The 26,078-nt window shown below is 59.6% G+C and carries 6 protein-coding genes; 1 reads left to right on the top strand and 5 read right to left on the bottom strand.

The features are described 5' to 3' along the window. Positions 1-12 precede the first annotated feature (12 nt). The 5 genes from LAO21_19030 to LAO21_19010 form a co-directional block, all read right to left on the bottom strand. On the bottom strand, positions 13-6,531 hold the full coding sequence (locus LAO21_19030; protein ID MBZ5554817.1) for an amino acid adenylation domain-containing protein: 6,519 nt from the start codon (positions 6,529-6,531) through the stop codon (positions 13-15). Next, complete coding sequence (locus tag LAO21_19025; protein ID MBZ5554816.1) at positions 6,528-10,007, bottom strand: amino acid adenylation domain-containing protein; 3,480 nt, start codon at positions 10,005-10,007, stop codon at positions 6,528-6,530. Before LAO21_19025 ends, LAO21_19030 begins: the two co-directional genes overlap by 4 nt. Then, positions 10,004-16,264, bottom strand: a complete 6,261-nt coding sequence (locus LAO21_19020) for an amino acid adenylation domain-containing protein (GenBank protein MBZ5554815.1) — start codon at positions 16,262-16,264, stop codon at positions 10,004-10,006. Before LAO21_19020 ends, LAO21_19025 begins: the two co-directional genes overlap by 4 nt. After that, positions 16,261-19,536 (bottom strand): amino acid adenylation domain-containing protein, encoded by a 3,276-nt coding sequence (locus tag LAO21_19015; protein ID MBZ5554814.1) that lies wholly within the window; start codon positions 19,534-19,536, stop codon positions 16,261-16,263. The genes LAO21_19020 and LAO21_19015 overlap by 4 nt, the downstream gene beginning before the upstream one ends. A gap of 830 nt (positions 19,537-20,366) precedes the next feature. Further along, entirely contained in the window at positions 20,367-21,122 is a 756-nt protein-coding gene (locus LAO21_19010; GenBank protein ID MBZ5554813.1) for a 4'-phosphopantetheinyl transferase superfamily protein, read from the bottom strand. A gap of 1,004 nt (positions 21,123-22,126) precedes the next feature. Here LAO21_19010 and LAO21_19005 point away from each other — a divergent pair. Then, a partial coding sequence (locus LAO21_19005) for a tandem-95 repeat protein (GenBank protein MBZ5554812.1) occupies positions 22,127-26,078 on the top strand: 3,952 nt, incomplete at its 3' end.

Here is a 26,078-nt window from a genome sequence, read left to right as displayed (position 1 = left end):
CTGACCCTGCCTCTAACCGCGACGGGAGAAGACCCCCTTAAGCGCTCCCAGCAGCGTCTTGCTGGGTCCTTCCGTCTGGACTTCCTTTGCCTGGTTTTTCATGGCTTCGCAAGCGGCGGCAATCTGTTCCACGGTTTCGAAGATCATTTGGCGGGGGTTGATGTGCAGACCGGTCTTCTTTTCCACCTCGTAGACTACCTTCATGGACAACAGAGAATGGCCGCCGAGGTTAAAGAAGTTATCCTGGATTCCGACCTTTTCCAGCCCCAAGGCCTCTGCCCAGATCTCTGCCAGGGCCTTTTCCAGCGGCGTGCGTGGGGCGATGTAGTGTTGACCGGTGTCCAATTGCGCACTCTCGGGCGCCGGCAGGGCGCGGCGGTCCACCTTGCCATTGGGAGTCAGCGGCAGGGTCTCCAGCAGCATGAAGCTGGAAGGGATCATGTAGTCCGGCAGTTTCGATTTCAAGAGGGTTCTCAATTCCCCGAAACCCGGCGCCTCCGTCCCCTTGGAAACGACATAACCGACCAGGCGTTTTTCCCCCGCCTTATCCTCGCGCGCGATCACCACGGCTTCCGCAATCCGCTCGTGCTGCCGCAACACCGTCTCGATCTCCCCCAGCTCAATGCGAAACCCTCGAATCTTCACTTGCTGATCGACGCGGCCGAGAAATTCAATGTTGCCGTCGGGGAGATGCCGCGCCAGATCGCCGGTCTTATAGAGGCGGGAAGATGGATGAGCGCTGAAGGGATCGGGCAAAAACATCTCCTTGGTCAAGTCCGGCCGGTTCAAATACCCGCAGGACAGGCCCTCCCCGCCGACATACATCTCTCCCGGCACCCCCACGGGGACCGGATTCAAGTTCGCGTCGAGCAGATAAACCCGGGTGTTGGCGATCGGCCGGCCTATCGGAGGAGGAGAGTCGGTCTTCTGTCCTGGTTCCACTCGACCCCAGGTGGTCACGACCGTGTTCTCGGTCGGACCATAATGATTGAACAAACCGAAGGGAAGCGACCGGTCAGGCCGTTGCCGGAGTTGATCCCCGCCGGTCAACAGCGCGCGCAGGGGTGAATTCGAGGGCCACGGAATCTGAAGCACAACTTCGGCCAGGGGGGTCGGCAAAAAAGTGAGGGTGATCTTTTCATCCGTCAACCATTGGACGAGCTTGGGCGCTGTCAGGCGGGTTTCTTCGTCGGCGATATGAATGCTCGCGCCCGCCGTGAGATACGGCCACAACTCCCACACCGAGGCGTCGAAAGCGGGGCTCGCCAGCAGGGTGGCGCAATCATCCGGGGTGACCGCGTATTCTCGCTGATGCCAGCTCACCAGGTTGACCAACCCGGAGTGTTGAATCATGACCCCCTTGGGACGACCCGTGGATCCGGAAGTATAGATGACATAAGCCAGGTGCTCCGCCGTCACCCCGCTTTCGAGATTCTCTTCACTCTCGTGAGCGATGGAGCTCCAGTCCGTGTCCAGGCAGAGGATCTTCATCCCGAGCGGCGGGATCAGCGAGCACAATCGCTGCTGCGTCAACAGCACCGGGGTCCGCGTTTCCTCCAGCATGAACGCCAGCCGCTCTTTCGGATAAGCCGGGTCCAGGGGAACATACGCTCCGCCTGCTTTGAGGATGCCCAGAATGCCTACGACCATCTCCGGGGAGCGCTCCGTGCAGATCCCAACCAACACATTCGGGCCCACCCCGCATTGTTTCAAATGACGGGCCAGTTGGTTGGCGCGCCGGTTCAGCGCCCGATAATTCAACTGTTGTTCTCCAAACTTCACCGCCAATGACTCCGGTGTCCGCTCCACCTGGGCTTCGAACAGCTCATGAGCACAGCGATTTCCCGGATACTCAGAAGCGGTCTGATTCCACTCCACGAGCAACTGCCGGCGTTCAGTCCCGGTCAGCAAGGGTAAGGCGGCAATCGGCTGAGCTGGATCGGCCACTATCCCCTCCAGGAGAGTGCGGAAGTGCGACAGCATTCGCTCGATCGTGGTGGTGTCGAAGAGATCGGTGTTGTATTCCGCTCCGCCTCGCAGCCCCTCGGGGCTCTCATGCATGAACACCGTGAGATCAAACTTGGAGTTCTTCCACTCGACCTGCAGCGGGGTGAGCGTCAGTCCGGCCAACTCGAGCGGCGAAGCAGGAGCGTTCTCCAAGGCAAAGGCGACTTGGAACAGGGGAGAGTAACTCAAGCTGCGTTCAGGCCGAATCTCTTCGACGAGTTTTTCAAAAGGCAGATCCTGATGGGAGTAGGCCCCCAGGGCGACCGCGCGCACCCGTGCCAGGAGTTCGCGGAAGGTCGGGTTGCCGGACAGATCGGTCCGCAACGCCAGGGTGTTGACGAAGAAGCCGATCAGCGGCTCGATCTCCATCCGGGTGCGATTGGCAATGGGAGAGCCCACCACCACATCTTCCTGGCGGCTGTAGCGGTGGAGCAGGGTCTGGAAGGCCGCCAGCAGGAGCATGAACAGCGTCACGCCTTCGCTGCGCGCCAGGTTCCGAAGCTGTTCAGACAATGCCTTGGGAAGGTCCAGCGTGGCCACCGCGCCAACAAAGGTCTGAACGGGCGGACGAGGCCGATCCGTCGGCAACTCCAGAAGAGCGGGAGCCCCCGCCAACTGCCGCTTCCAGTACACCAACTGTGACTCCAACACTTCCCCCTGCAACCATTGCCGCTGCCACACGGCAAAATCAGCATACTGGAGCGAGAGGGCAGGCAGTGGAGAAGGCTTATTAGAGCAGAAGGCCTCGTAGAGCACCCCCAACTCATGGGAGAGCACATCGATCGACCAGCCGTCGGACACAATGTGGTGCTGGGTCAGGAGCAGGACATGCTCTGCCTCGCCCAAACGGACCAGCTTGGCGCGCCACAGGGGGGCACGCTGCAGATTAAATGGTTTCTGCGACTCTTCCAGGGCCAGCCTCTGGAACTCTGTCCTCCGCTGTCTTGCTTCCAGTCCGCTCAGATCCACCACGGGAAGCGTCACCTCACACGCGGCCTCCACGGCTTGGACGGGCTCACCATCCCGCGTCTCAAAACGTGTCCGCAAGACCTCGTGCCGTTGCGCGACAGAATTCAGACTCCGTTCCAACGGTTGCACTTTCAACGGGCCATTCAGTTGCACTGCCATGGGAATGTTGTAACCTGCACTGCCCGGCTCCAACTGTTCCAGGAACCACAACCGTTGCTGCGCGAACGAAAGGGGTAGATTTTGATCGCGGGGAACCGGCTGAAGCGGGAGGGTGGATGGGACCGGGCCGCCCCGGCGTGCCGCTTCGATGCACTCTACCAGCCCTGCGATCGTAGGAAATTCAAACAGGCGCTGCAGAGGCAGTTCAACCTGCATGAGCTCACGAATTCGCGAAATGACGCGCGTCGCCAGGAGAGAATGGCCGCCGAGATCAAAGAAGTTGTCGTGAATGCCCACGCGCTCAAGGTCAAGCACTTCGGCCCAGAGCCCGGCCAGCATTTCCTCCGCAGGATTGCGGGGAGCGATGAATTCCTGTCCTGCGACCAGGTTCGGACCTTCGGGTTCGGGAAGGGCGCGGCGATCCACCTTGCCGTTGGGCGTCAGTGGAAAAGCCTCCAACGGCACAAACAGGGAGGGCACCATATAGTCGGGCAGTTTCGCCTTCAAGAATTGGCGCAACTCGTCGAAGCCCGGCTGCGTTCTTCCCTTTGCCACGATGTAGGCGATGAGGCGCTTGCCGCCCGCTTTCTCTTCTCGCGCCACCACCACCGCGTCGGCGACCCCGTCGTGCTGCCGCAGCACCGTCTCGATCTCGCCCAGTTCAATGCGAAAGCCCCGAATCTTCACCTGCAGATCGCCCCGGCCCAGAAATTCAATGGTGCCGTTTCTCCGATAGCGGACGAGGTCTCCCGTTCTGTAGAGGCGGGCGCCGGGCTCGCTGCTGAAGGGATTGGGAACAAACTTCTCGGCGGTCAACTCCGGCTGGTTGAGATAACCGCGGGCCAACCCATCGCCGCCAATACAGAGCTCGCCGGGAACTCCGATGGGCACGGGTTGAAAGTGAGGATCGAGCAGATACACCTGGGTGTTTGAAATGGGTCGCCCGATCGGCACGGTGTCGGCGATAGGATCGCCAGGCCGCATCACGTGACAACAAGTAAAGGTGGTGTTCTCAGTGGGCCCGTATCCGTTAATGAGGGCGCAGTCCTCCAGCCCTTGAAGAACCTTTCGGACATGAGGGGGCGACAGGACGTCTCCACCTGCCAGGAGTTGACGGAGCGGCTTCAAATCCTCCAGCCGCCTCTCCACCATGAGGTGAAAGAGTCCGGCGGTGAGCCACAAGGTAGTGACCCCGAATTGCCTGATCGCCTGCCCCAATTCCTCAAGTGATATGGTCCGCTCCGGCATCAATGCAAGCCGGGCTCCATTCAGGAGTGCTCCCCACAGCTCGAAGGTGGAGGCATCGAATGAAATAGTCGCCAGCTGCAGAAAGACTTCGTTCGGTCCGAAGTGGGCGTAGTTGGTCTCTTTGACCAGGCGGACCACGGACCGATGCTCCACCATCACGCCCTTGGGGCGGCCCGTGGAACCGGAAGTGTAGATGATGTAGGCAAGACTCCGGGGCCCGGTTGCACAGGACGGATTCTCGCTGCTCTCCCGGGCGATGAGCGGACGGTCGGTGTCGATGCAGACGACGAGGGCCTGCTCCGAGGGAAGCTTTTCCAACAGCACACTCTGGGTCAACAGCACGGGGGAGCCCGTGTCTTTCAGCATGAATTCCAGACGCTCTCGAGGATAGTCGGAGTCCAACGGCACATAAGCCCCGCCTGCCTTCAGAATGGCCAGCACGGACGCCACCATGTCCAAAGACCGCTCCAGGCACATGGCGACTGGTACCTCGGCGCCCACGCCCAGTTTCTTCAGATAATGGGCCAGTTGATTGGCGCGGCGATTCAGTTCCCGGTAAGTCCACTGCTGCTCTCCGGACACCACCGCCACTGCATCGGGGGTTTGCTCCACCTGCGATTCAAACAACTGCTGCACACATTTGTCGCGGGGATAATCGGAGACGGTCCGGTTCCATTCGACCAGCACTTGCTGCCGCTCGTCCCCGCTCAGCAGGGGCAATTGCGAGAGCCGGTATTCCGGATGGGCCACGATTCCTTCCAGCAGCGTCTCCCAGTGGGTGAGCCATCCCTCGATGGTGGCTTCGTCAAACAGGTCGGTGTTGTACTCGATGTCGGTTTGCAGTCCATTTTCCTGCTCGAGAAGAAACAGGGTCAGGTCAAACTTCGCCGTTTCACTGCTGCCCGCTTCGAGGTGCATCTTCAGATCGCCCAATTGCAGGGGGGGTGGAGGGGCATTCTGGAGCGCGAACATCACCTGGACCAGCGGGTTGTGGCTGAGGACGCGCTCCGGCCTCAACTCCTCCACCAACTTTTCGAACGGCAAGTCCTGGTGGGCATATGCCCCCAGCGCCACCTCCCGCACCCGCCCTAACAGCTGCTCAAAACTGGGATCCCCCGAGAGATCCGTCCGCAACACCAGGGTGTTGACGAAGAACCCGATCAGGGGCTCGATCTCCACGCGGTGACGGTTGGCGATCGGAGAGCCCACCACGATGTCGCTTTGTCCGCAGTAGCGGGACAACAAGGTCTCGAAGGCCGCCAGCAGGGTCATGAACAGGGTCGCATTCTGCCGCTGGCTCAACTCCTTCAGCCCCTGCAACAATGCGGGGCTCAACAACCGTCCCCGCACCGTGCCTCGAAAACTCTGCACCGCCGGGCGGGCCCGGTCCGTAGACAGTTCCAAGACGGCAGGAGCCCCCTCCAACTGGCGCTTCCAATAGCCGAGTTGTTCCTCCAGGACTTCGCCTTGCAACCACTGCCGCTGCCATTCCGCATAATCGGCATACTGGAGCGAGAGAGCGGCCAGTGGCGAAGGCCTGTTGGCGCAGAAGGCCTCGTAGTTCGCTTCCAACTCGTGAAAGAACACACCCAGCGACCAACCGTCCGACACAATGTGATGCTGGGTCAGCAGCAGGACATGCTCGGCCTTGCCCAGGCGGACCAGCGTCACCCGCCACAGTGGAGCGCAGCCGAGATCAAAAGGTTTCTGCGCCTCCTCCAGGGCCAGCCGTTGAAACTCGGCCTCCCGCTGCCCCGCCTCCAGCCCTTCCAAATCCACGACCGGCAGCCTCACGTCGCACGCTGCCTCGACGACTTGCATCGGCTCGCCATCCTTCGACTCGAAGTGCGTCCGCAGAACGTCGTGACGTTGCACAATGGAATTCAGACTCCGCGTCAGGGACTCCACCTGCAGCGGACCCACCAGCCGTAACCTCATCGACACGTTGTAAACAGCACTGCCCGGTTCCAGTTGCTCCAAAAACCAGAGACGCTCCTGCGCAGAAGATAATCGGGCCGGACCGGCCTTCCCTCTCAGAGGGATCCTCCCGGCCAGCGAGTCTTCCAGGCCTTCTTCCCGGGCCAGTGCTTTGAGCAGCGCGAGTTTCTCTTCCGAGAACTCAAAGCTGCGCTTTGGAGGACCACTCATTGAATATCACCCTTGCCCGTGACCGAGGTCTTCTCTTTGAGCATCGTTTGAGTTTCCTCCGCAGAGAGTCCCGCCAGCCTCAGCAGGACCTGGGCTCTCTTTTCAATCTTCCCACGAACCGATGGATCCTGCAGTAGGACATCCGCCAGTTCAGCGGCGGTGGGGGCCTCAAACAGCCGGCGCAGAGGCAGTTCGAATTCAAAGGCGTCACGAATTCGACCGACGGCCCGGGTCGCCATCAGGGAGTGCCCTCCCAGCTCAAAAAAATTATCATGGATGCCGACTCGCTCAAGCCCCAATACTTCGCCCAGGATGCCCACCAGTACCTCCTCGACGGGATGGCGCGGGGCTGCGTACTTCTCTTCCAGGTCCGGTCGCGATGCGTCCGGTACCGGCAAGGCGCGTCGGTCCACCTTGCCGTTGGGATTGAGCGGGAGTGAATCGAGAATGACAAATGTGCCCGGCACCATATAGTCGGGCAGTTTTTGTTTCAGGAGGGCGCGAAGTTCGCTGACCACCGGTTTCCCCTGGTTCCGGGGGACCAGGTAGGCGACCAGCCGCTTGTCTCCGGGAGTATCTTCCCGCATCACCACCACACACTCCTGCACGCCGGGATGTTGGTCCAGCACGGATTCGATTTCTTCCAGCTCCACCCGGAACCCGCGGATCTTGACTTGAGTGTCGATGCGCCCCAGGAACTCGATGCTGCCGTCCTCCAGGAATCGGCACAGGTCCCCGGTCTTGTAGAGGCGAGCGCCGGACACCGGGTTGAACGGATGAGGAATGAATTTTTCTGCCGTGAGATCGGGACGGTTCAGGTAGCCCTGTGCCAGGCCATCCCCACCCAGATGCAGTTCCCCGCTCAGCCCGATCGGCACAGGCTGGAGGTTTGAATCCAGGATGTAGGCCTCCGTGTTGGAGATGGGCCGGCCAATGGGAATGGTCACTGCGTCCGGCTCCACACCGTCTACAGGATGCCATGTGGCAAACGTGGTGGTTTCCGTGGGTCCATAAACATGCAAGAGCCGCTGGGGTGGATGGGTGTGCAAAACTTCGCGTGCCCACCGGGGATCCACAGCCTCACCCCCAAACAGCAGATAGCGAAGATGGGCGAACGCCCCCGGGGCCTCGCGGGCCATCTGGTTGAACAAGGCCGTAGTCAGGAACATGACGCTGATATTCTGATCGCGGAGCGCCTTCGCGAAGGCCTGAGGTGACAGGATCACGTCCCTCGGGATGCCGACTAACCGGGCTCCACTCAGCAGCGCCCCCCAGATTTCAAAAGTGGCGGCGTCGAAGGAAGCATTGGACGCCTGCGCCACACGGTCGGAAGGCTGAAGTTCAATATAGTTGGTGTTCGAGAGAAGCCGGTTGATGGCGCAGTGAGGGATGCACGTCCCTTTGGGCTTTCCTGTCGACCCCGAAGTGTAAATCACATAAGCCAGGCTCTCCCCGTGGGTCTGATTGACGGGATTCTCGACGGGCTCTTGGCCGATAGTTTCCCAGCCCTTGTCCAGGCGCAGGACGTGGATAGGATGAGAGAGCAATTCCGGAGTCACCGCCCGGTCGGTAATCAGGGCTATGGCTTTTGCATCTTCCAGCATGACCTTGATGCGTTCTGGGGGATAGGTGGTGTCGAGTGGAACATAAGCGCCCCCCGCTTTGAGAATTGCCAGGAGGCTGATAACCATTTCCACGGACCGCTCCATGAAAAGGACGACGGCCACCTCCGGCCCGACCCCTAAGCCGCGCAGGTGGTGAGCCAGCTGGTTGGCCTTTGAGTTAAGCTCCCGGTAGGTTAAGGCACTCTCTCCGTAGACGACCGCCACCGCATCGGGCGTGCGCTCCACCTGGGCTTCAACCAACTCGTGGATACACTTGTCCCGCGGATATTCCGAAGCAGTCTGATTCCATTCCACCACTACCCTCTGCCGCTCGGCGTCGCTTAGCAGTGGCGGCTGCGAAATGCGCTGTCCGGGGTCGGCCACCAAGTTCTCGAGCAGGTTGTGGAAATGCGACAGCATCCGCCCCATCGTCGATCCATCGAACAGATCGGTGTTGTATTCCAGGATGCCTCGCAGTCCCGCGGAGCTCTCGTGCATGAATAGAGTGAGATCAAACTTGGAGGTTTTCCATTCAAAATCCAGCGGGGTGAGTGTCAGTCCAGCCGGTTCAAACGGGGAGCCTGGGGCATTCTCCAAGGAGAAGGCGACTTGAAACAACGGCGAATGACTCAAGCTGCGTTCAGGTCGAAGTTCTTCGACGAGTTTTTCAAATGGCAGATCCTGGTGGGCGTAAGCTCCGAGGGCGACCTCGCGCACTCGTGACAGCAGTTCACGGAACGTTGGATTGCCGGACAAATCCGTGCGCAGCACGAGCGTGTTGACGAAGAAGCCGATCAGCGGCTCGATCTCCACCCGGTTGCGATTGGCGATGGGAGAGCCTACCACCACATCTTCCTGGTGGCTGTATCGGTGGAGCAACGTCTGAAAGGCCGCCAGCAGGAGCATGAACAGCGTGACGCCTTCGCTGCGCGCCAGGCTGCGAAGCTGCTCAGACAATGCCTTTGGGAGGTCCATCGTGGCCACCGCGCCAACGAAAGTCTGAACAGGTGGACGAGGCCGGTCCGTGGGCAGTTCCAGAACCGCGGGAACCCCCGCCAACTGCTTTTTCCAATACGCCAACTGCAGTTCCAGCACTTCTCCTTGCAGCCATCCCCGCTGCCAGTGGGCAAAATCAGCGTACTGGACCGGCAGATCGCTGAGGGGTGTCGGGTGTCCGGTAGAATAGGCTCCGTACAAAGTTGCCAGTTCCCTCATAAAAATGCCAATCGACCAGGCGTCGGAAACAATGTGATGCATCGTGTACAGGAGTACGTGGCGGTCATCGGCCAATCTTAACAACACGGTGCTTAGAAGAGGGCCGACCGATAGATTGAATGGCTTTTGGGCCTCCTCGACGGCAATTCGTTGGATCTCAAGTTCACACTGCTCCGCTGTGAGAGAAGTCAAGTCCACAACAGGGAGTTTCAACACCATTGAGGGGGCGATGTTCTGGACAGGCTGTTCGTCCGATTCACCAAAGGTAGTACGTAAAACCTCGTGACGTCGAATGATCTCGTTGAGGGCCTGCTCAAGCGCGTCTATCTTGAGCGGACCTGCGAGGCTCGTCCCGCCGGAAATGTTGTAGACAGGACTGTCGGGCTCCATTTGGTCAAGGAGCCAAAGGCGCTGTTGTGCAAAGGAAAGCAGGTGGTGGGTCTGCCTGGGGATCGGCCGTAATGGCTGGATCTGAGACAGCCCAGCGGCTTCGACCGATCGCAAATAAGCCACGAGCTCAGCCTTGTGCCTCTCCAATTCTGCGCGTAGTTGAGGCGTCAGGGCCCCCTTGGGCGCGTTGACGCGGAGTTTTTCATCCTCCACCCGGATCCGGATATCCAGCCCGCGCAAGTGGGACAGAATCTCGATAGGAGTCATATCTCCACTTCCTCGCGGTCGTGTTCCAGGTTCTCTCCAGAGGCACCCTCGCTCTGTTTCGACCATCGAATGGCTTCGATTTGCTCCGCGAGACCTGCCACCGTGGGGGATTCAAACAGGCTGCGTAAAGGCAGATCGACATGCGTTCTTTCGAGAAGTCTCGATTTAACCTGAATAGCTGTGAGCGAATGTCCCCCCAGATCAAAGAAGTCATCGTGGATTCCGACACGGTCAACGCCGAGGAGTTCCTGCCAGACATTCGCAACTGATTCTTCAAGGGGGGTTCGGGGTGCGACAAATGAAATTTCGACCAGTCGTTTGCCTTCCGGGACGGGCAGGGCACGGCGGTCAATCTTACCGTTGGGTGTCAGTGGCAGCGTGTCGAGCAGGACGAAGAAGGAGGGAACCATATAGTCAGGAAGGGAAGTACGCAGGTACTGGCGCAACTCCGCGAAGTCGGGGGTCTGGCCCGGCCGTGCGAGTAGATAGGCAACCAACCGCTGGTCCCCGGGCGTGTCCTCGCGCACGATCACGACCGCCTCACGCACCGCGCTCTGTTGTCGCAGCAATGACTCGATCTCACCCAATTCAATGCGAAAACCGCGCAGCTTGACCTGGAAGTCCAGGCGCCCGAGGTGTTCAATGTTGCCATCGGCCCGATAACGGGCGAGGTCGCCGGTCTTGTAAAGGCGAGCCCCCGGGTCGGAGTTGAAAGGATGGTTGATAAAGCGCTCAGCCGTCAGCTCGTCACGGTTGAGATAACCCCGGGCCAGCCCGTCGCCGCCAATGTGAAGCTCCCCTGCGACTCCGACCGGCACCGGTTGAAGACTAGAATCCAGAATGTAAATTTCGGTGTTGGCAATGGGTCGGCCAATGGTGATCTTTTCATCCGACGCCGAGACTCGAGCGGCTGTCGACCAGATGGTTGTCTCGGTGGGTCCGTAGAGATTCCACAGCTCACCACAGCGGGAGAGCAGTTGTTGCGCCAACTCGCGGGACAGAGCTTCCCCGCCGCAGAGAATTTTGAGCGACGGGTTGCCCTTCCATCCGGATTCCACAAGCACTCGCCACGTCGCCGGAGTGGCCTGCATGACCGTGGCCGCAGAGCGCTCCATAAGATCAGCCAGTCGTATGCCGTCGGCAGCGGTCTCGCGGCTTGCCACCACGACCCGCGCTCCCACCATCAAGGGCAGGTACAACTCCAACCCGGCGATATCGAACGATAACGTGGTGACTGCAAGCAGAACGTCGTCCGCCGTCAAACCGGGCTCCCGCTGCATGGAATGCAGGAAATTGACCACGGCGCGGTGCGGAATCTGCACCCCCTTCGGCTTGCCCGTTGACCCGGAGGTGTAAAGGACATAAGCCAGATGCTCGGGACCGGACTCCACGGGTAGATTCTCTTCTCCCATTGAGTTCAGTGCTGGATCATCGAGGAGCAGAACCCGGGCAGAATGGGGAGGCAGGGTCGGCAGCATTTGTGAGTCGGTGAGCAATACCGAAGCCTGGGAGTCTTCGATCATGAAGGCCAGTCGCTCGCGGGGGAAGGCTGGGTCCAGGGGCAGATAGGTACCTCCGGCCTTGAGCACACCCAGCAGGGCGACAAGCAAGTTGGATGAGCGCTCCAGGTAGAGACCGACGATCGAATCCGGCCCAGCCCCACACGCCTGGAGAGCAGCACCCAATTGATTGGCCCGGGTGTTCAGCTGAGAATAAGTGAGCGTCTTGTCGTCTGCGACAACGGCCACTCTCTGGGGAGTTCGCGCAGCCTGGGCCTCAAGGAGCTGCGTTAAAGTGACGTCGCAAGGATAATCGGACTGTGTGCCGTTCCACTCGATGAGCAATCGATGACGGTCCCGTTCCGACAATAACGACAGCGCCGCGATGGGATCCGTGGGATGGGCCGCGATGGCTTCCAACAGAGTCTGCAGGTGGCCCAACCAGCGCTGGACTGTATTCACCTCAAACAGGTCTGCGTTATAAATGCAATCCAGTTCCAACGAATCCTCATCTTCGCTGAAATCGAAGTTGAGATCGTAATTGGTGAAGCTGTATGGGTTGAGGCCAAGTTGCGTTTGTAATTCAAAAAACCGCAGCGTCTGTTTCCCATGGGCGAAGTTGAATGCGGCCGACACCAGCGGCATCCGGCTGAGGTTGCGTCCCAACTTCAGTTTTTGAATCAGGGTGCCGTAAGTGACATGGCGGTGCTCGTAGGCCTCCAGGAACACCTGTTTTACCGCCTCCAGATGCTCGGTCCACCGCATGCTGTCGGCGAGGCGGCCGCGCACCGGTAAAAAGTTGACGGTGTGGGCGACCAGGCGATCCTTCCCCTCAACGCCCGGGCTGGCAACGGGCACGCCTGCCACGATTTCTTCCTGGCCTGTCAGCCGATGCAAAAACAAAAAGTAAGCGGCCAAAAGCGTCGTAAACAAAGTGCAGCCGTAACGGGTACTGGCGCGTCTGAGTTGCTGGCACAGCTCGGGTGGCACGACCACGTTGATGAGCGCCCCGCGAAAGGTCTTCGCCGGCGGCCGCGGCCGGTCGGTGGGCAACTCCAGCGCCGGCGGTTCATCCGCAAATTGCTTCAGCCAGTAGGCCTCGGCTTCCGCGTACTCCGGGCTTTGGATCAACCGGGCGCCCTCCTGCGCGTATTCTCTCAGGGACCGGGGCGGAGTGAGTTGAGACGGCAGCCCCTGACATTCCGCGGAATACAATTCGCCCAGATCATGTAACAACAGGGCCAGCGAACGGCCGTCACACACGATGTGATGGATCGTGAACATCAGCGCATGGTGTCGATCTTCCAGCTTCACTACCCGCGCGCGCAACACGGGTCCATGTACGAGGTCGAATGGACTCGACGCTTCATTGGCCAACATCCCCGCCAGCTGGTTATCGCGCTGGCTCGGCTCGATTTGCGAAAGGTCAAAGAAAGACAATTCCACCGTCAGCTTCGGCGCAATCTGCTGGAAATCGCCCAATTCCGAGAATGTGGTCCGTAATGCTTCATGCCGGGAGATTAATCCCTCCATGGCTCGCTCGAGAGCCTCCCGTCGCAGGAGCCCATGGAAATTTAACGTGCACGACTGGTTGAAGACACACGAGGCGTCGCCGCCCATCATCGTGGCCAGCCACACTTCCCGCTGCGCTTCGGTCAGAGGCGCCTTCTGGTCGGTCGGACCAGTACTCGCGGCCACCAGCTCCGGCGCTGCTGCCACCGCGGGCCTGGAAACGCTCTCCAGTTGATCGGCCAGCTTGTCGAGCGTGGAAAATTCCCCCAGCAATTGGCGGAAGGCGACGCGAAGGCCAAAACGTTTTTCAATGGCGGCGCTGACCTGCGTCAGGAAAAGCGACTCAAAACCCATTTCCACAAAGGTGGTGTTGTTCTCCACGTCACCGCAATCTATCCCCGACAACTCTTGCAGCAGATTTTTTAATTCTAAAACGATCTGCTCTTTGCGGGTTGCCGGCGGGACGGCGGAGACTATCGCAGCCTGCCCGCCCGGGACGGCTGCCGGCAGGCCCTCCGTCGGCGCTGCAGCAGCGAGAGGGCGGCTCGCCCGCTGGCCCACCGACCGGTCGGGCTCGATCCAGCAGCGTTGCCGCTCAAAAGGATAGGTCGGCAGAGCCACACGCCGCCTCTGCTCTTGCGTGTAAAATGCCGTCCAATCCACGGTCACGCCTGCGAGCCACGCTCGGCCCAGCGCGGTGAGGACCGACTGCTCCTCCGGATCCTCGGCCGTCGGAAGGGATGCCAGCACCACCTGCTTTCTCGCACAGGCCGGATGCTGTCGTGTCAATGCGGTCAGCGTGTGGCCGGGACCCACCTCCAGCAACACCGCGTGCGGGTTCTCGAGCAACAGGGCGACACCGTCCGCAAACCGCACCGCCTGGCGCACGTGGCCGGCCCAATAATGGGGGTCGGTGGATTCAGCCGTGGTGACCCAGCGGCCGGTGACGTTCGAGACGTATGGAATTTTCGGCTCATGAAACCGGACTTTGTTGAGGATTTCCGTGAACGGAGCCAGCACCGGCTCCATCATCGCCGAGTGAAAGGCGTGCGAGGTATGCAGCCGCGTGTTGACCACGCCAGCCTCTTTCAGTCGCTGCTCGAAGGCCTCCACGGCGACGAAAGGTCCGGAGACGACGCACAGCGAAGGCGAGTTGATCGTGGCGATGGAGAGATCTGCGTTCAGCAGCCGCAGAATCTCACTCTCGGGCAGGCGAACAGCCACCATGGCCCCGCGGGGTTGAGCCTGTACCAGTCGCGCGCGGTTCGCCACCAGGGGCAGGGCCTCTTCCAGCGGGAATACCCCCGCCAGGCAGCCGGCCACATATTCACCGACGCTGTGGCCGATCATCGCCGCCGGCCGCACCCCCCAACTGATCCATAACTGCGCGAGGGCATATTCAATCGCAAATAAAGCGGGCTGAGTGATCTGTGTTTGCAGTAGCCGCTCCCCCATCACCGCAACCTGGTCGGGCGGGGGATAGAGAATAGACCGCAAATCCAGACCCAGATGCGGTTGCAGCAACTCGGCACACCGGTCCATGGCCTCTTTGAATACAGGTTCGGTCCGGTAGATTTCGGCGCCCATATTCACATATTGAGCGCCCTGGCCGGGAAACATGAACATCACCGGCGGGTCGTGTTGCTCAGCCGCTTGTGTGAATACGCGCTTGGGGTCGCGCTTCTCAAGGACCTCCACGGCGTCGTTCGCATCACCGCAAACCGCCATTCGACGCTGCGGGAATGCACGGCGGCCCACCTGGAGTGTGTAAGCCACATCGGCCAGGCTCAGGTCAGGCTGCGTTCGGAGGTGTGTCGCGAGGGCAGTGGTCGCCTGGTCCAACGCTGCAGCGGACCGGGCCGAGACGAGCAGCAGTTGTCGAGAGCGGGACGGCCCTGAAGGCTCGCGCGGGGGCGCCTCTTCAAGCACCACGTGCGCGTTGGTTCCACCAATACCAAACGAGCTGACACCGGCGCGGCGGGGCGTGTCGTGATTGGGCCATTCGGTCGGCCGCGCGACCACGTAGAAGGGGCTGTTGGCAAAATCAATCTTAGGATTGGGCTCGGTGAAATGCAACGAGGGGGGAATCAAATTGTGCTGCAACGCAAGGACGGTTTTGATCAAACCCGCCACACCCGCCGCAGAGTCGAGGTGTCCAATGTTGCTTTTCACCGACCCGACGCCGCAAAACCCTTTCTTGTCGGTGCTCTGTCGAAAGGCCTGGGTCAACGCGGCGATCTCGATCGGGTCGCCCAGCGGGGTCCCCGTACCATGGGCCTCGACGTAGCTGATGGTGTCGGCGTCCACACCGGCAAGGGCCTGCGCCAGCCCTATCACATCCACCTGGCCGTCCACGCTGGGGGCCGTATAAGTGACTTTAGAAGATCCGTCATTGTTCAAGGCAAATCCCTTGATGACGGCCAGGATGGTGTCGCCATCCTCCAGGGCTTCCTCCAACCGCTTCAGCAGAACGACGCCGACCCCGCTTCCGAACAAGGTGCCTTGAGCCTGGGCGTCAAAGGCGCGGCAGTGCCCGTCCGGGGACAGGATGGCGCCTTCCCGATACAGATGGCCCCCTATCTGCGGAACTGTCACCGCCACCCCTCCGGCCAGCACCATGTCGCATTGGTAGGACAGCAGGCTCTGACAGGCCTGGCAGACCGCCACCAGGGAGGTGGAACATGCGGTCTGCACCGTTATAGCCGGCCCCTTCAAATTGAGTTTGTAGGCGACGCGTGTGGTCAAGTGGTCTTTTTCGTTAGCTAGATAAATCTGGAAGGCGCCAGCATCCGTGGAGCTGACCAAACTTTCAATGTACTCCCGGTCGGCGCCGAGGTTGGCGAACAGGTACGTACTCATGTTGACGCCAGCGCAAAGTCCAATGGCTCCGTCGTACTTCTCGGGGTCGTATCCGGCGTTTTCCAGCGCCTCCCAACAGGTCTCGAGGAAGAGGCGATGTTGCGGGTCCATCGTTTCGGCTTCTCTGGGAATCAGACCGAAGAACCCGGCGTCAAACAGATCGATGTCTTCAAGCGCCCCCCGGGCCTTGACATAGCTCGGGTTTGACAGCAACTCGGCATCGACCCCGGCGGCGGCCAGTTCCTCGTCGGTGAAAAATCGGATGGACTCCACCCCGTTTTTCAAGTTCCGCCAGAAAGACTCGATATTCCGCGCACCCGGGAATCGGCCTGCCATACCGATGACAGCCACATCGCCGATGGATTTGCTTTTTGGGTTCTCTTTCATTTGTCGAGTTCCTTCTCGAGTTCCACACGCCGTGACCGGGCTGCGATTTGCCGCTCGGCGCGCCGCCGGATGTTCTTGGTCGAACCCTCTTTCGGCGCGGATTCGCTCAGGTGCTCGGCCAGCGCACGGATGGTGGGGTATTGAAACAGCTCGGTGATGGGCAGGTCGCGGTGGAGATGCGCCCGCAGTTTTCCATGGACCTGAACCAGAAGCAGGGAATGCCCGCCGAGTTCGAAGAAATTGTCTTCCAAACCGACCTTTTCCACGTTGAGTGCACTTTGCCAGAGTCCGGCCAGCGCCCGTTCCAATTCGGTTCGCGGCGCGACGAAAGGCTTTTCCAGATCGCGCTGGGTCTTGTCAGGGGCCGGCAGCGCGCGGCGGTCGACTTTGCCGTTGGGGGAGAGGGGGAGTTGCTTGAGCCACACAAAAGCAGCCGGGACCATGTAGTCAGGCAGGGTGTGCAGCAGGAAGGTCCGCAGCTCGCTGGTGCCCGGCGCCGCGGCTTCGCCCGCGACCAGATAAGCCACCAGCCGTTGGTCGCCGGGCTCATCCTGGCGAGCCACCACAACGACCTCCTTCACCGCCGGATGGGCTGCCAGCTGGAATTCAATCTCGCCGAGTTCAATGCGCAAGCCGCGGATCTTGACCTGGTGGTCGATGCGACCCAGAAACTCAATGTTGCCGTCCGGCAAATAGCGCGCCAGATCGCCCGTTTTATACAGCCGAGCCCCGGGCTCCTGTCGGAACGGATCGGGGATGAATTTCTCGGCCGTCAGTTCGGGCCGGTTGTGGTAGCCCCGTCCGATCTGCACCCCGCCCAGATGCAACTCGCCCGCCACCCCGATCGGCACCGGCTGCAGGCGTCCGTCCAGGATATAGGTTTGGGTGTTGGCCACCGGCCGTCCGATCGGGACAAAGTGCAGGGGACTGTTGGGCTGGCACGTCCAGTGCGTCACATCCACGGCCGCCTCGGTGGGGCCATACAGGTTGTGCAACTGCGCGTGGAGGCGCTCGAAGAACCGTTCCTGCAGATCAAAGCCCAGCGCTTCGCCGCTGCAGATGACATGGCGCAGTGAACGACAGCGCTCCAGCCCCGGCTCTTCCAGGAACACCCGCAGCATCGAAGGCACGAAATGCAGCACGGTGATGTGGCGGTGCTCAATCAAATCCGCCAGGTAGGCCGGGTCCTGGTGTCCCCCCGGCCGCGCCACCACGAGCGAGGCGCCGTTGAGTAACGGCCAGAAAAACTCCCACACCGAGACGTCGAAACTGAACGGGGTTTTCTGCATCACCACATTCGCCGCCGTCAGCTGATACCGCTCCTGCATCCACAGGAGGCGGTTCGAGATGCCGCGATGCGTGTTCATGGCCCCCTTGGGTTTGCCGGTGGAGCCGCTGGTGTAAATCATGTAAGCGAGATTCCCGGCGGTAGCGGTCACCTCCGGGTTCTGACCCCGGTGCTGTGAAATCTCCGGCCAGGCGGTGTCCAAACACACCATCCGTGCCCCGTGCGCGGGCAGATCGGCAGCCAGCCGCTGCTGGGTCAACAGCACCGGGGTGTGGGCGTCCTCCAGCATGAAGGCCACCCGCTCGCGGGGATAGTCCGGGTCGATGGGCACATAAGCGGCGCCCGCCTTGAGGATCCCGTACAAGGCCACGACCATCTCCAGGGAGCGCTCCATGCATACGCCGACGAAGGTGTCGGGGGCGGCCCCCAGGGAACGAAGGAAGTGCGCCAGTTGATTGGCCCGCTGGTTGAGTTGACGGTAGCTCAACTGCTCCCCTTCGAACACCACCGCCACGGCGTCGGGCGTCTTCTCCACCTGGGCCTCAAAGAGCTGATGCAGCAACACCCCCTCGGGATAGGCCACTGCGGTCTCATTCCAACCCTCCACCAATTGCCGGTATTCATCGTTTCCCAAAATCTTTACTTCTGCCAACCTCTGGTTTGGATTGGCGACCATGTTGCCCAGGAGAACTTTCAAATGGACCAGCATCCGTTCAATCGCCGAGTCATCGAAGCGGTTTCGATAGTATTCAATTCTGAGAAGAAGTTCTTCGTCAGCGTATCCAATCAGAGTGAGAGGAAAATTCGTCTGCCCGATATAGCGGAATTCACGGTGAAGCCAATGGCCGCCTCCCGCGCGCAAGGCAGCGTTTAAGAGATAGTTCTCAAAAACCACGATGCTGTCAAATAATGGCTTCCCCCGGGGCACTTCTGTCCATCCTTGAACCAGGTGAAGCGGGGTGTGTTCATAGTCGCGCAAGACAACTTGCTGAGCGCGGAGCCCCTTGAGAAAAGGGATGAGCGACATATCGGAGGTCATCTGCACCCTGACCGGAAGGGTGTTGATAAAGATCCCCATCATCGACTCCGCCCCCTCCAGGGCAGTGCGGCGGCAGGCCCGGGTGGCGCCGAAAACGACATCGTCTTCGCCGCTGTAATGGTGAAGCAGCAACGACCACGCCCCCTGGATAAACGTGTTCACCGTGAGTCCATTCTCGCGCGCGCAGGAATTCAAAGCGGCGGTCAATTCCTTTGAAAGCCGAACTTCCCGGGCTCCATGAGTCTTGGCCCCCGGCTCTTGAACGGGCTCGCGAGAAAGGTTTAAGAGGGTTGGGGTGGTAAACCCCTTGAGCATTTCCTTCCAGAAAGGCTCCGACTTCAAATGATCTTTTTCCTGAAACCAGTTGATGAAGTCGCCAAAGGGGCGGGGAACATCCAATGTCAGTTCACGCCCCTGCGAGAAGGCTTCGTAGAAGGCAAACACTTCTTTCAGCACGAGCGGAAAAGACCGCCCATCCAGAAGGGCATGGTGGAATGTCCACACACATCGATAGTCCTCAGCACCCATTTGGAACAGGACAATCCGCATCAGCGGCGGTTCATTGAGCAGAAAACCGCGGTGGCGATCCGAATCGAGATACGAGGTCAATCCCTTTTCCTGCTCGGCCGGGGAAAGTGAATGCCAGTCGAACTCTTCAAACGGTGGGAATGCATGACTGTGCACACGTTGAACAGGATCTGCAAGGGCTTCCCATTCAAAGGTGGTTCTCAGAATAGGATGCCTCTCCACCACCCTCCGCCAGGCCTGTTGGAAGTGAGCAGGGTGCACTCTTTCATGCAAGGTCGAAACGATCTGCTCGATATCAACGCCGGAATGCCGGTCATCCAGATAGTTGAACAGCATGGCCTGCTGCATCGGAGAGAGGGAATAGGAATCCTCTATCCTCCCTTCCCTGGGTTCGGTCACTTTTTCTTGTGTTTTCAAGGTAGGTCGACTCCTCTCTGGAGTCAGGAAGGCCGCCCCCTCAGGGAGCAGCCCTTTCTACGAGTTGTATTGTTGACGTGGCCTCCAAGAGGCCCTTCCTTGTCTCAAGAGATTGTACACATGAATTGTGAAAAAATTGTTACGAAGGATGTCTCCGGGCGCGCTTCTTCCTGATCCGGGGTCCAACTCTGATTTCATAAGTTTTATCCGATACGGACACCGCTGCTTCGACACTTGCACAGCCTGGAATGTCCTTCTCTTCAGTGGATGAGCGGCGAAATCTGCCTCGGGAGAATTCCCAAATTTGGGAAATCCCTTTCCTGAGTTCAGGCGGGGATACTCCCTCCCAGCCCCACCAGTCACTGACTTAAAGACTATCATGAAAATACCCCCGATACCACCGTTGACACTCGCTCACACAGGCACGCCCTTGCGCCCACCTGCGCGGAACTTAAGTGTCGTTGAACTAACTTCTCAGACTTCACGCCTCGATTGTCGGATGAGACGCAGATTCCGCGCCTACCATGGCGAGAAAACCCTTTATTAGGAGGCCAGGAATACAGGAAGTTGACAACCTTCTATCTGAAAGCTCACGACTGTTTCCTCGAATTAAATATTCCATCATTCGCGATCCACTCAAAATTGACACATCTGGAAATTGTGTGCGTCAGAAAATCGTTGTTTGTTCTCCGGCTCTTTCAGGGCACAGGCGCACCACCGGTCGGCTAAATTTTTGAGAGTCCTGTACATGATCGCCTGGTGATCGTGGGGTCTCCTTGGCGAACCAGCTGCACCATACTCGGTCCTGCACATTCAATTTCCGAATTCGTTTAAAGAAGTGGGGGGAGGGCCGTCCCATCCCAACAGGAGAGCTGCCACGGCTGCCCCTCGACGGCAAGCGCGGCGACATAATCCGCGGCGGGAGCGAGTTCCGTGAGAGACCACCGCGCGGCCTCCTCAGGGTCCCCCAGGACACGGACCACTCTTGCCCCATCTCTGGAATCAAGCGAGACAACAAATTGGTCCAGTGGAACCCCTAATCCTTCTCCAATGGCCTTTAGATAGGCTTCCTTTCGGGTCCAACACCGGAAGAACCCCTCTCGCTGCAAGTCGGCGGGGAGTGAACATAATTCCTCAAATTCTTCCAGGGCGAAAAATCGCTTGGCAATCTCCAACAGATCAGGAACGGCCCGAAGCCGTTCCAGGTCGATTCCAATTCTCCGGTTCAGGGCGAACGCATAAAGCGCCAAATCTCCTGAATCGGATAAATTAAAAGACAATTTTTCTTTACCTTCTGGCGCCGCCAGGTAGGGTTTACCTTGGGGTTCGTATTGGAATCGTAGGGCTGTCGGTTGAACTTCAAGGTATGTTCCAAGGAGGGTGCGTAAAAGGCCGCGCCCCACAATGAATCTCCTTCGATCCACTTGAAAATGAAACCTCCCGGCCCTTTCATGTTCATCGTCCGAAAGGAGTCCGGCCATCTGGTCGACCAAGGGAACGGATGGGGAGAGAGAGGCTCGCCAGACATGGACGTCATCGCCGGTCAGCCGCACGTTCTGCGACGGACGCGGCCAAGCTTGACCCATAGTTGTCACCACGGTCTGCTCCCAGCCGGGACAGTAAAGCGGTAGGATCCTTCCGGAAATTGAATGAGTACTTCAGCTCCGGCCCGCTCACTTTGTGCGGACAACCGCGATAAAAGTAAAAAACCTCGAGAATAGCCCGCAGGTGGATCTCAAGCCGTGCTGGAATTCTCTCAGCAGGGCGCACACAGCGTTTCTATGTTAATTCCTTTGACCGCTAATTCAAACTCGTTTTGGTGATTTATGTCACCGTCCTGCTGAAGGGAATGACCCCTGCGACACATCGGCGTGAAATTTCAGGGGCTTGGAGGGCCGCTCCGCTCAGGCCTGGTCCTGCGCTTCGGACTCGAATCCTGACTTGTCTTGAAAGATTCTCTCGCTCGGTGGAGGGGTTCCAAGCCTCGATCAGCCCTTGACAAGTCTTGTGGGTTCATGAGGTTGCCGCGTGCCTGGCACTGAACCTCTTCCCGTACAAATCATTAAGTGATCCCGTTCACAAGGTCGGTTGACAAATCGAAAGAGATGAGCAAGAATAGGGAGGACTGCAATTCAGCCCCTTTCGCTCTGAGAGCTTTTTGACACGTTCTGAACGATAAGCACCACTGGTTCGAGGTCTCAAGGAGCGCATAATCACTCATAAAGACTAATGATATCGTTCACCGAACATTGAGGCGAAGGGGAATGGTGTCGATTGTGAAGTGTTTCACACAATGGGGCATCAAGTCGTTGGGAACCGATGATTGAAGGCGCATGTTTCATGTCTTTGGCAATGATTCAGGAAGGTGAGGTTGTACGGTGCATCCGGATATCCCGACGGAGAGCCGCTCGTATTTGGATTGACGGGAGGCACAAGAGGGAGTTGCAGCACTTCCCAAGCCCGGCGTGACTTGCCGTGGTGCGGTTGAGGGGCGTTACTGTTATCGTTTTGAAAGCGAAGTAACCCAAGAATCTGTTCGGCGAAGAATGCAGACTATGGACGGTCCTCGTGGCCGCCCGGGGAGCATAGTATGCGAAAGCTTTTGCTGGCAGCCTGCCTGCTGATTTCTTTCACTTTCTCCGCGCTTGCGGCGGAGCCTGTCGTTGCAATCCACGTTTCAGAACTGACCCAGGCCCTGGAGACCATGCCCGCCAGTGGGGCGACGCCCACCGGCGCGGGGTATACGGGTCACCAGTGGTGGACTCCGTATTGGCACTACTTCGTAATGCCGGAGTCGCTGAAGGAAGCCCTGCGCTCCGATGGCACCCCGTTTGTGGTGGTCAGCGACGCCGACATCCGTGCCGGCAGTCTGCTCAATCCCGACGGCTCGCCCAAATATCCCATCGTCATCAGCCTCGCCTCTGAAGCCGTCAGTGACGACGAGGTGACGCCGCTCGAGAACTATGTCTCCGCAGGCGGGTTTCTGTTTGTCGGTTCGTCGTCGTTCACGCGCAATCCCGACGGGACGACGCGGGGTGATTTTGCGCTGGCCGATGCCATGGGCCTGCACATGATGAACGCGAGCCTTCAGAACTGGGATCAAAGTTGGGACTTTTACAAAATGATCGACCATCGCCTCGTGTCCCACATTCCCGACGGGCAACTCATTTGGCGGATGCCGTTGACCTCGGAGGACGTTTCCTGGGGGAAAACGCCGGACCACGAGATCGAGCTTTATCACAATATGTGGATGACCAATGCCGACGGCGCAACAGTAATCGCCCTCGGGAGCGGCAACCCGTATTTGGCGACGAAATCATACGGCAAAGGATACTTCATCTATCATGCCGCGATGCAGCCCCTCATTGGGCACGGAGGTTGGGCCCCTGGGATGTACGCGTACGGAATATTCCGCAATGCCATCGAATGGGCCTTCGAGACGGCCAACCTTCCCCTCATCAAGGTGAGTCCCTGGCCCTACCCTTACAATTCCGCATACGCTGTCCGGCATGACTTTGAAAACAGTCAGAGCCTGATCAGTTCCATAGAATCCTCCGCTCAGTTTGACAGTTCCGTTGGAGCCAGGGGGGACTACTATTTCTGCACTGGCGTGCTGCGCGTGGAGATGGAAAATTCACCGGACACGATAGCCAGCCTGCGACGGGCAGTTTCGTTGTCCGGCGCAACGATCGGGTCGCACAACGGGGGGCTGAGTAACCCCGGAAACCCGGACTTAACCGTGAGCGATGGTGATTACTGGCATTGGGGACCAGACGAAATCCTGGACATTTTGCCGCCGGGTTACCCCAGCGGGGGCGCCTATGCCTCGGCCTCCATCGCAGCCTCCTTTGCCGACCTTGACGGCTGGCTTTCAGGTTTGAGTACCAACACGCGCAATTGGGTTTCGCCATGGTTCAACTCAACACGGGAAGGTTCTTATCAGATTTTGGAACAACTGGGTGTTGCGACGGCGGGCGAGCAGAAGCTCAGCCCCTTTCCCCATTGGACCGTTTCAACCGAGACGCAGGGGAAGCGATTCAGCTTCGTCACCTTGCCTGTCAGCGATTGGTACATCAATGGGGACATCGCTCAAGCTATAAATCCATACCACACCCCGCCTACGATCCAGGGCCTGGTCGACTACTACTACGGCCTGGGTGCACTCATCAACTTATACATGCATGAACCTTCGACGAATCCGAATCCCGCCGCGTACATCCAGTACGCTGCAGCCAAGCCCGCCATCTGGCCGGTGAATGCGACCACGGTGTTGGGTTGGTGGACGAAACGGTCACCCGTGCAGGTAACTCCCAGTTGCTTGATTACCGATCATCATTTGGTCGCCACGGCGTCGATTACAGGGGCCACGGACGCTGACACCGCTATCGAGCTGGTCATTCCCAACTGGACGGTTGTCTCGAGTGATGTCGAAGTCAAGCTGAACGGGGTGGTGGCCGATCCAGGCAGCTACAGGACCTACCATCAGGGAATCAAAGTACAGGTGGGGACAACGGTTTCCAGTGTCGAAGTCTCGTACCCCCTCACCCTGGTCGCAAAGAATGACGCCTACAGCGTAATGCAAGGTGGCACGCTGGAGGTGGCTGCTCCAGCGGTGTTGGGCAATGACACGGGCGATGGATTAACGGCCGCGCTGGTGAACTCACCGACGCATGGGACCTTCAGTCTGCAGTCGGACGGCTCGTTCAGTTACGCGCCCTTCGCCAGTTTCAGTGGGACCGATAGTTTCACCTACCAGGCGAGTGCGGGAGGTGTGCTGTCAAACGTCGCGACCGTGACCCTCACGGTGACGTCGCTGACGCCGGTGGCGCAGAATGATGCCTACAGTGTGGCGCAGGGTGGCACGCTGGATGTCACAGTTCCCGGGGTGTTGGGCAATGACACGGGTGCGGGCTTGACGGCCACGCTGGTGAGTCCACCAGCACAAGGAACGTTCAGTCTGCAGTCGGATGGCTCGTTCAGTTACGCTCCCTTTGCCAGTTTCAGCGGAGCCGACAGTTTCACGTACCAGGCAAGCGCGGGAGGCGAACTTTCGAACACTGCAACCGTGACGATCACCGTAACGCCACTGGCGCCAGTGGCGCAGAACGACGCCTATAGTGTAGCGCAGGGTGGCACGTTGAATGTTCCGGCGCCTGGGGTGCTGGGCAATGACACGGGCGCCGGATTAACCGCCACGCTGGTGAGTTCAACAGCACAGGGGACGCTCAGCCTGCAGTCGGATGGCTCATTCAGCTACGCCCCGTTCGTCAGTTTCAGTGGGACCGACAATTTCACGTACCAGGCGAGCGCCGGAGGTGTACTGTCGAACGTCGCGACCGTAACCCTCACGGTGACCTCCGTGACGTTGGATTCGGTGACCCTGAATCCGGGGGCGGTGACGGGGGGAAGCGGGTCGCAAGGGACGGTGACCCTGACCGGGCCGGCGCTGTCGGGGGGAGCGGTGGTGACGCTTCAGAGCAGCAATCCGGCGGTGGCGCAGGTGCCGGCGAGCGTGACGGTGGAGGGGGGCGCCACGAGTGCGACGTTCGGCGTCAGCACCAGTGCGGTGTCAGGGATGACGCCGTTGGCGGTGACGGCCAGTTACGTGGGGACAAACCGGAGCGGGGCCTTGACGTTGTGGCCGGCTGGCAGCGTTCTGCTGTTGAGTGATGCGTTTTCGGGGCCGGGCGGATCCGATCCTCTGTGGACGACGGTGCAGGGAACGTGGAATGTGGCGGGCGGGACGATGACGGGAACCAGCCCGGTGAACAATGACGGGTACGCCTACGCGGCGGGGAACTGGAGCGATTACACGGTGGAGGGGCGGCTGCAGCTGCCGGCGGGGGCGTTTGGCGGGGGGCTGGGAGGCCGGGTGGATGCGGTGACGGGGGCCCGCTACGGGGTGTGGGTGTATCCGGAGGGCTCGGTGGGCGGCTCCTCGGTGGTGAAACTGATCAAGTTTTGGAGTTGGGGAACGTGGGGTTTCACTCCCATGGCCGAGGCCAGTTTGCCGGGGGTGGGGACAAGGTGGCACACGCTGACGGTGACTTTCCAGGGGAACCGGATCGTAGTCTACTACGACGGGGTTCAGGTTCTGGATACCACGGACAACGGATTCGATTCGCGGCCGGCTTACACAAGCGGGGGAGTCAGCCTGGAGATGTCGTCGTGGGCGATGAGTACTCCCAATGTGCTGAGTGTGGATGACGTTTGGGTGCTCGCGCCACCGGTGACGCTGGCTGCCACGAACACCGCATTGACTTCGTCGCTCAATCCGTCGAACGTCGGACAGGCGGTGACATTTACGGCGGTGGTGACGAGCGGGGCGGGGACGCCCACCGGGACGGTGACGTTTAACGAAGGGGCGACGGCGCTCGGTACTGGAACGCTCTCGGCGGGTACAGCGAGCTTGATGACTGTGTCGTTGTCGGCAGGGACTCACTCGATCACAGCAGTTTATAACGGGGATGCGAGCTTTGCGGGCAGCACCTCGGCAGTGTTGAGCCAGGGGGTGAACAAGAATGGCACGGGGACAGTCGTGA

It is taken from the genome of Terriglobia bacterium, from assembly GCA_020073085.1.
Taxonomy (GTDB): domain Bacteria; phylum Acidobacteriota; class Terriglobia; order JAIQFV01; family JAIQFV01; genus JAIQFV01.
The sequence above is the reverse complement of the archived record's forward strand: the minus strand, read 5'-3'. Positions and strand labels throughout refer to the sequence as shown.

Bases quoted from the DNA above. Each gene is read 5' to 3' on its own strand.
- LAO21_19030 (MBZ5554817.1), bottom strand. From the start codon at position 6,531: ATGAGTGGTCCTCCAAAGCGCAGCTTTGAGTTCTCGGAAGAGAAACTC.
- LAO21_19025 (MBZ5554816.1), bottom strand. From the start codon at position 10,007: ATGACTCCTATCGAGATTCTGTCCCACTTGCGCGGGCTGGATATCCGG.
- LAO21_19020 (MBZ5554815.1), bottom strand. From the start codon at position 16,264: ATGAAAGAGAACCCAAAAAGCAAATCCATCGGCGATGTGGCTGTCATC.
- LAO21_19010 (MBZ5554813.1), bottom strand. From the start codon at position 21,122: ATGGGTCAAGCTTGGCCGCGTCCGTCGCAGAACGTGCGGCTGACCGGC.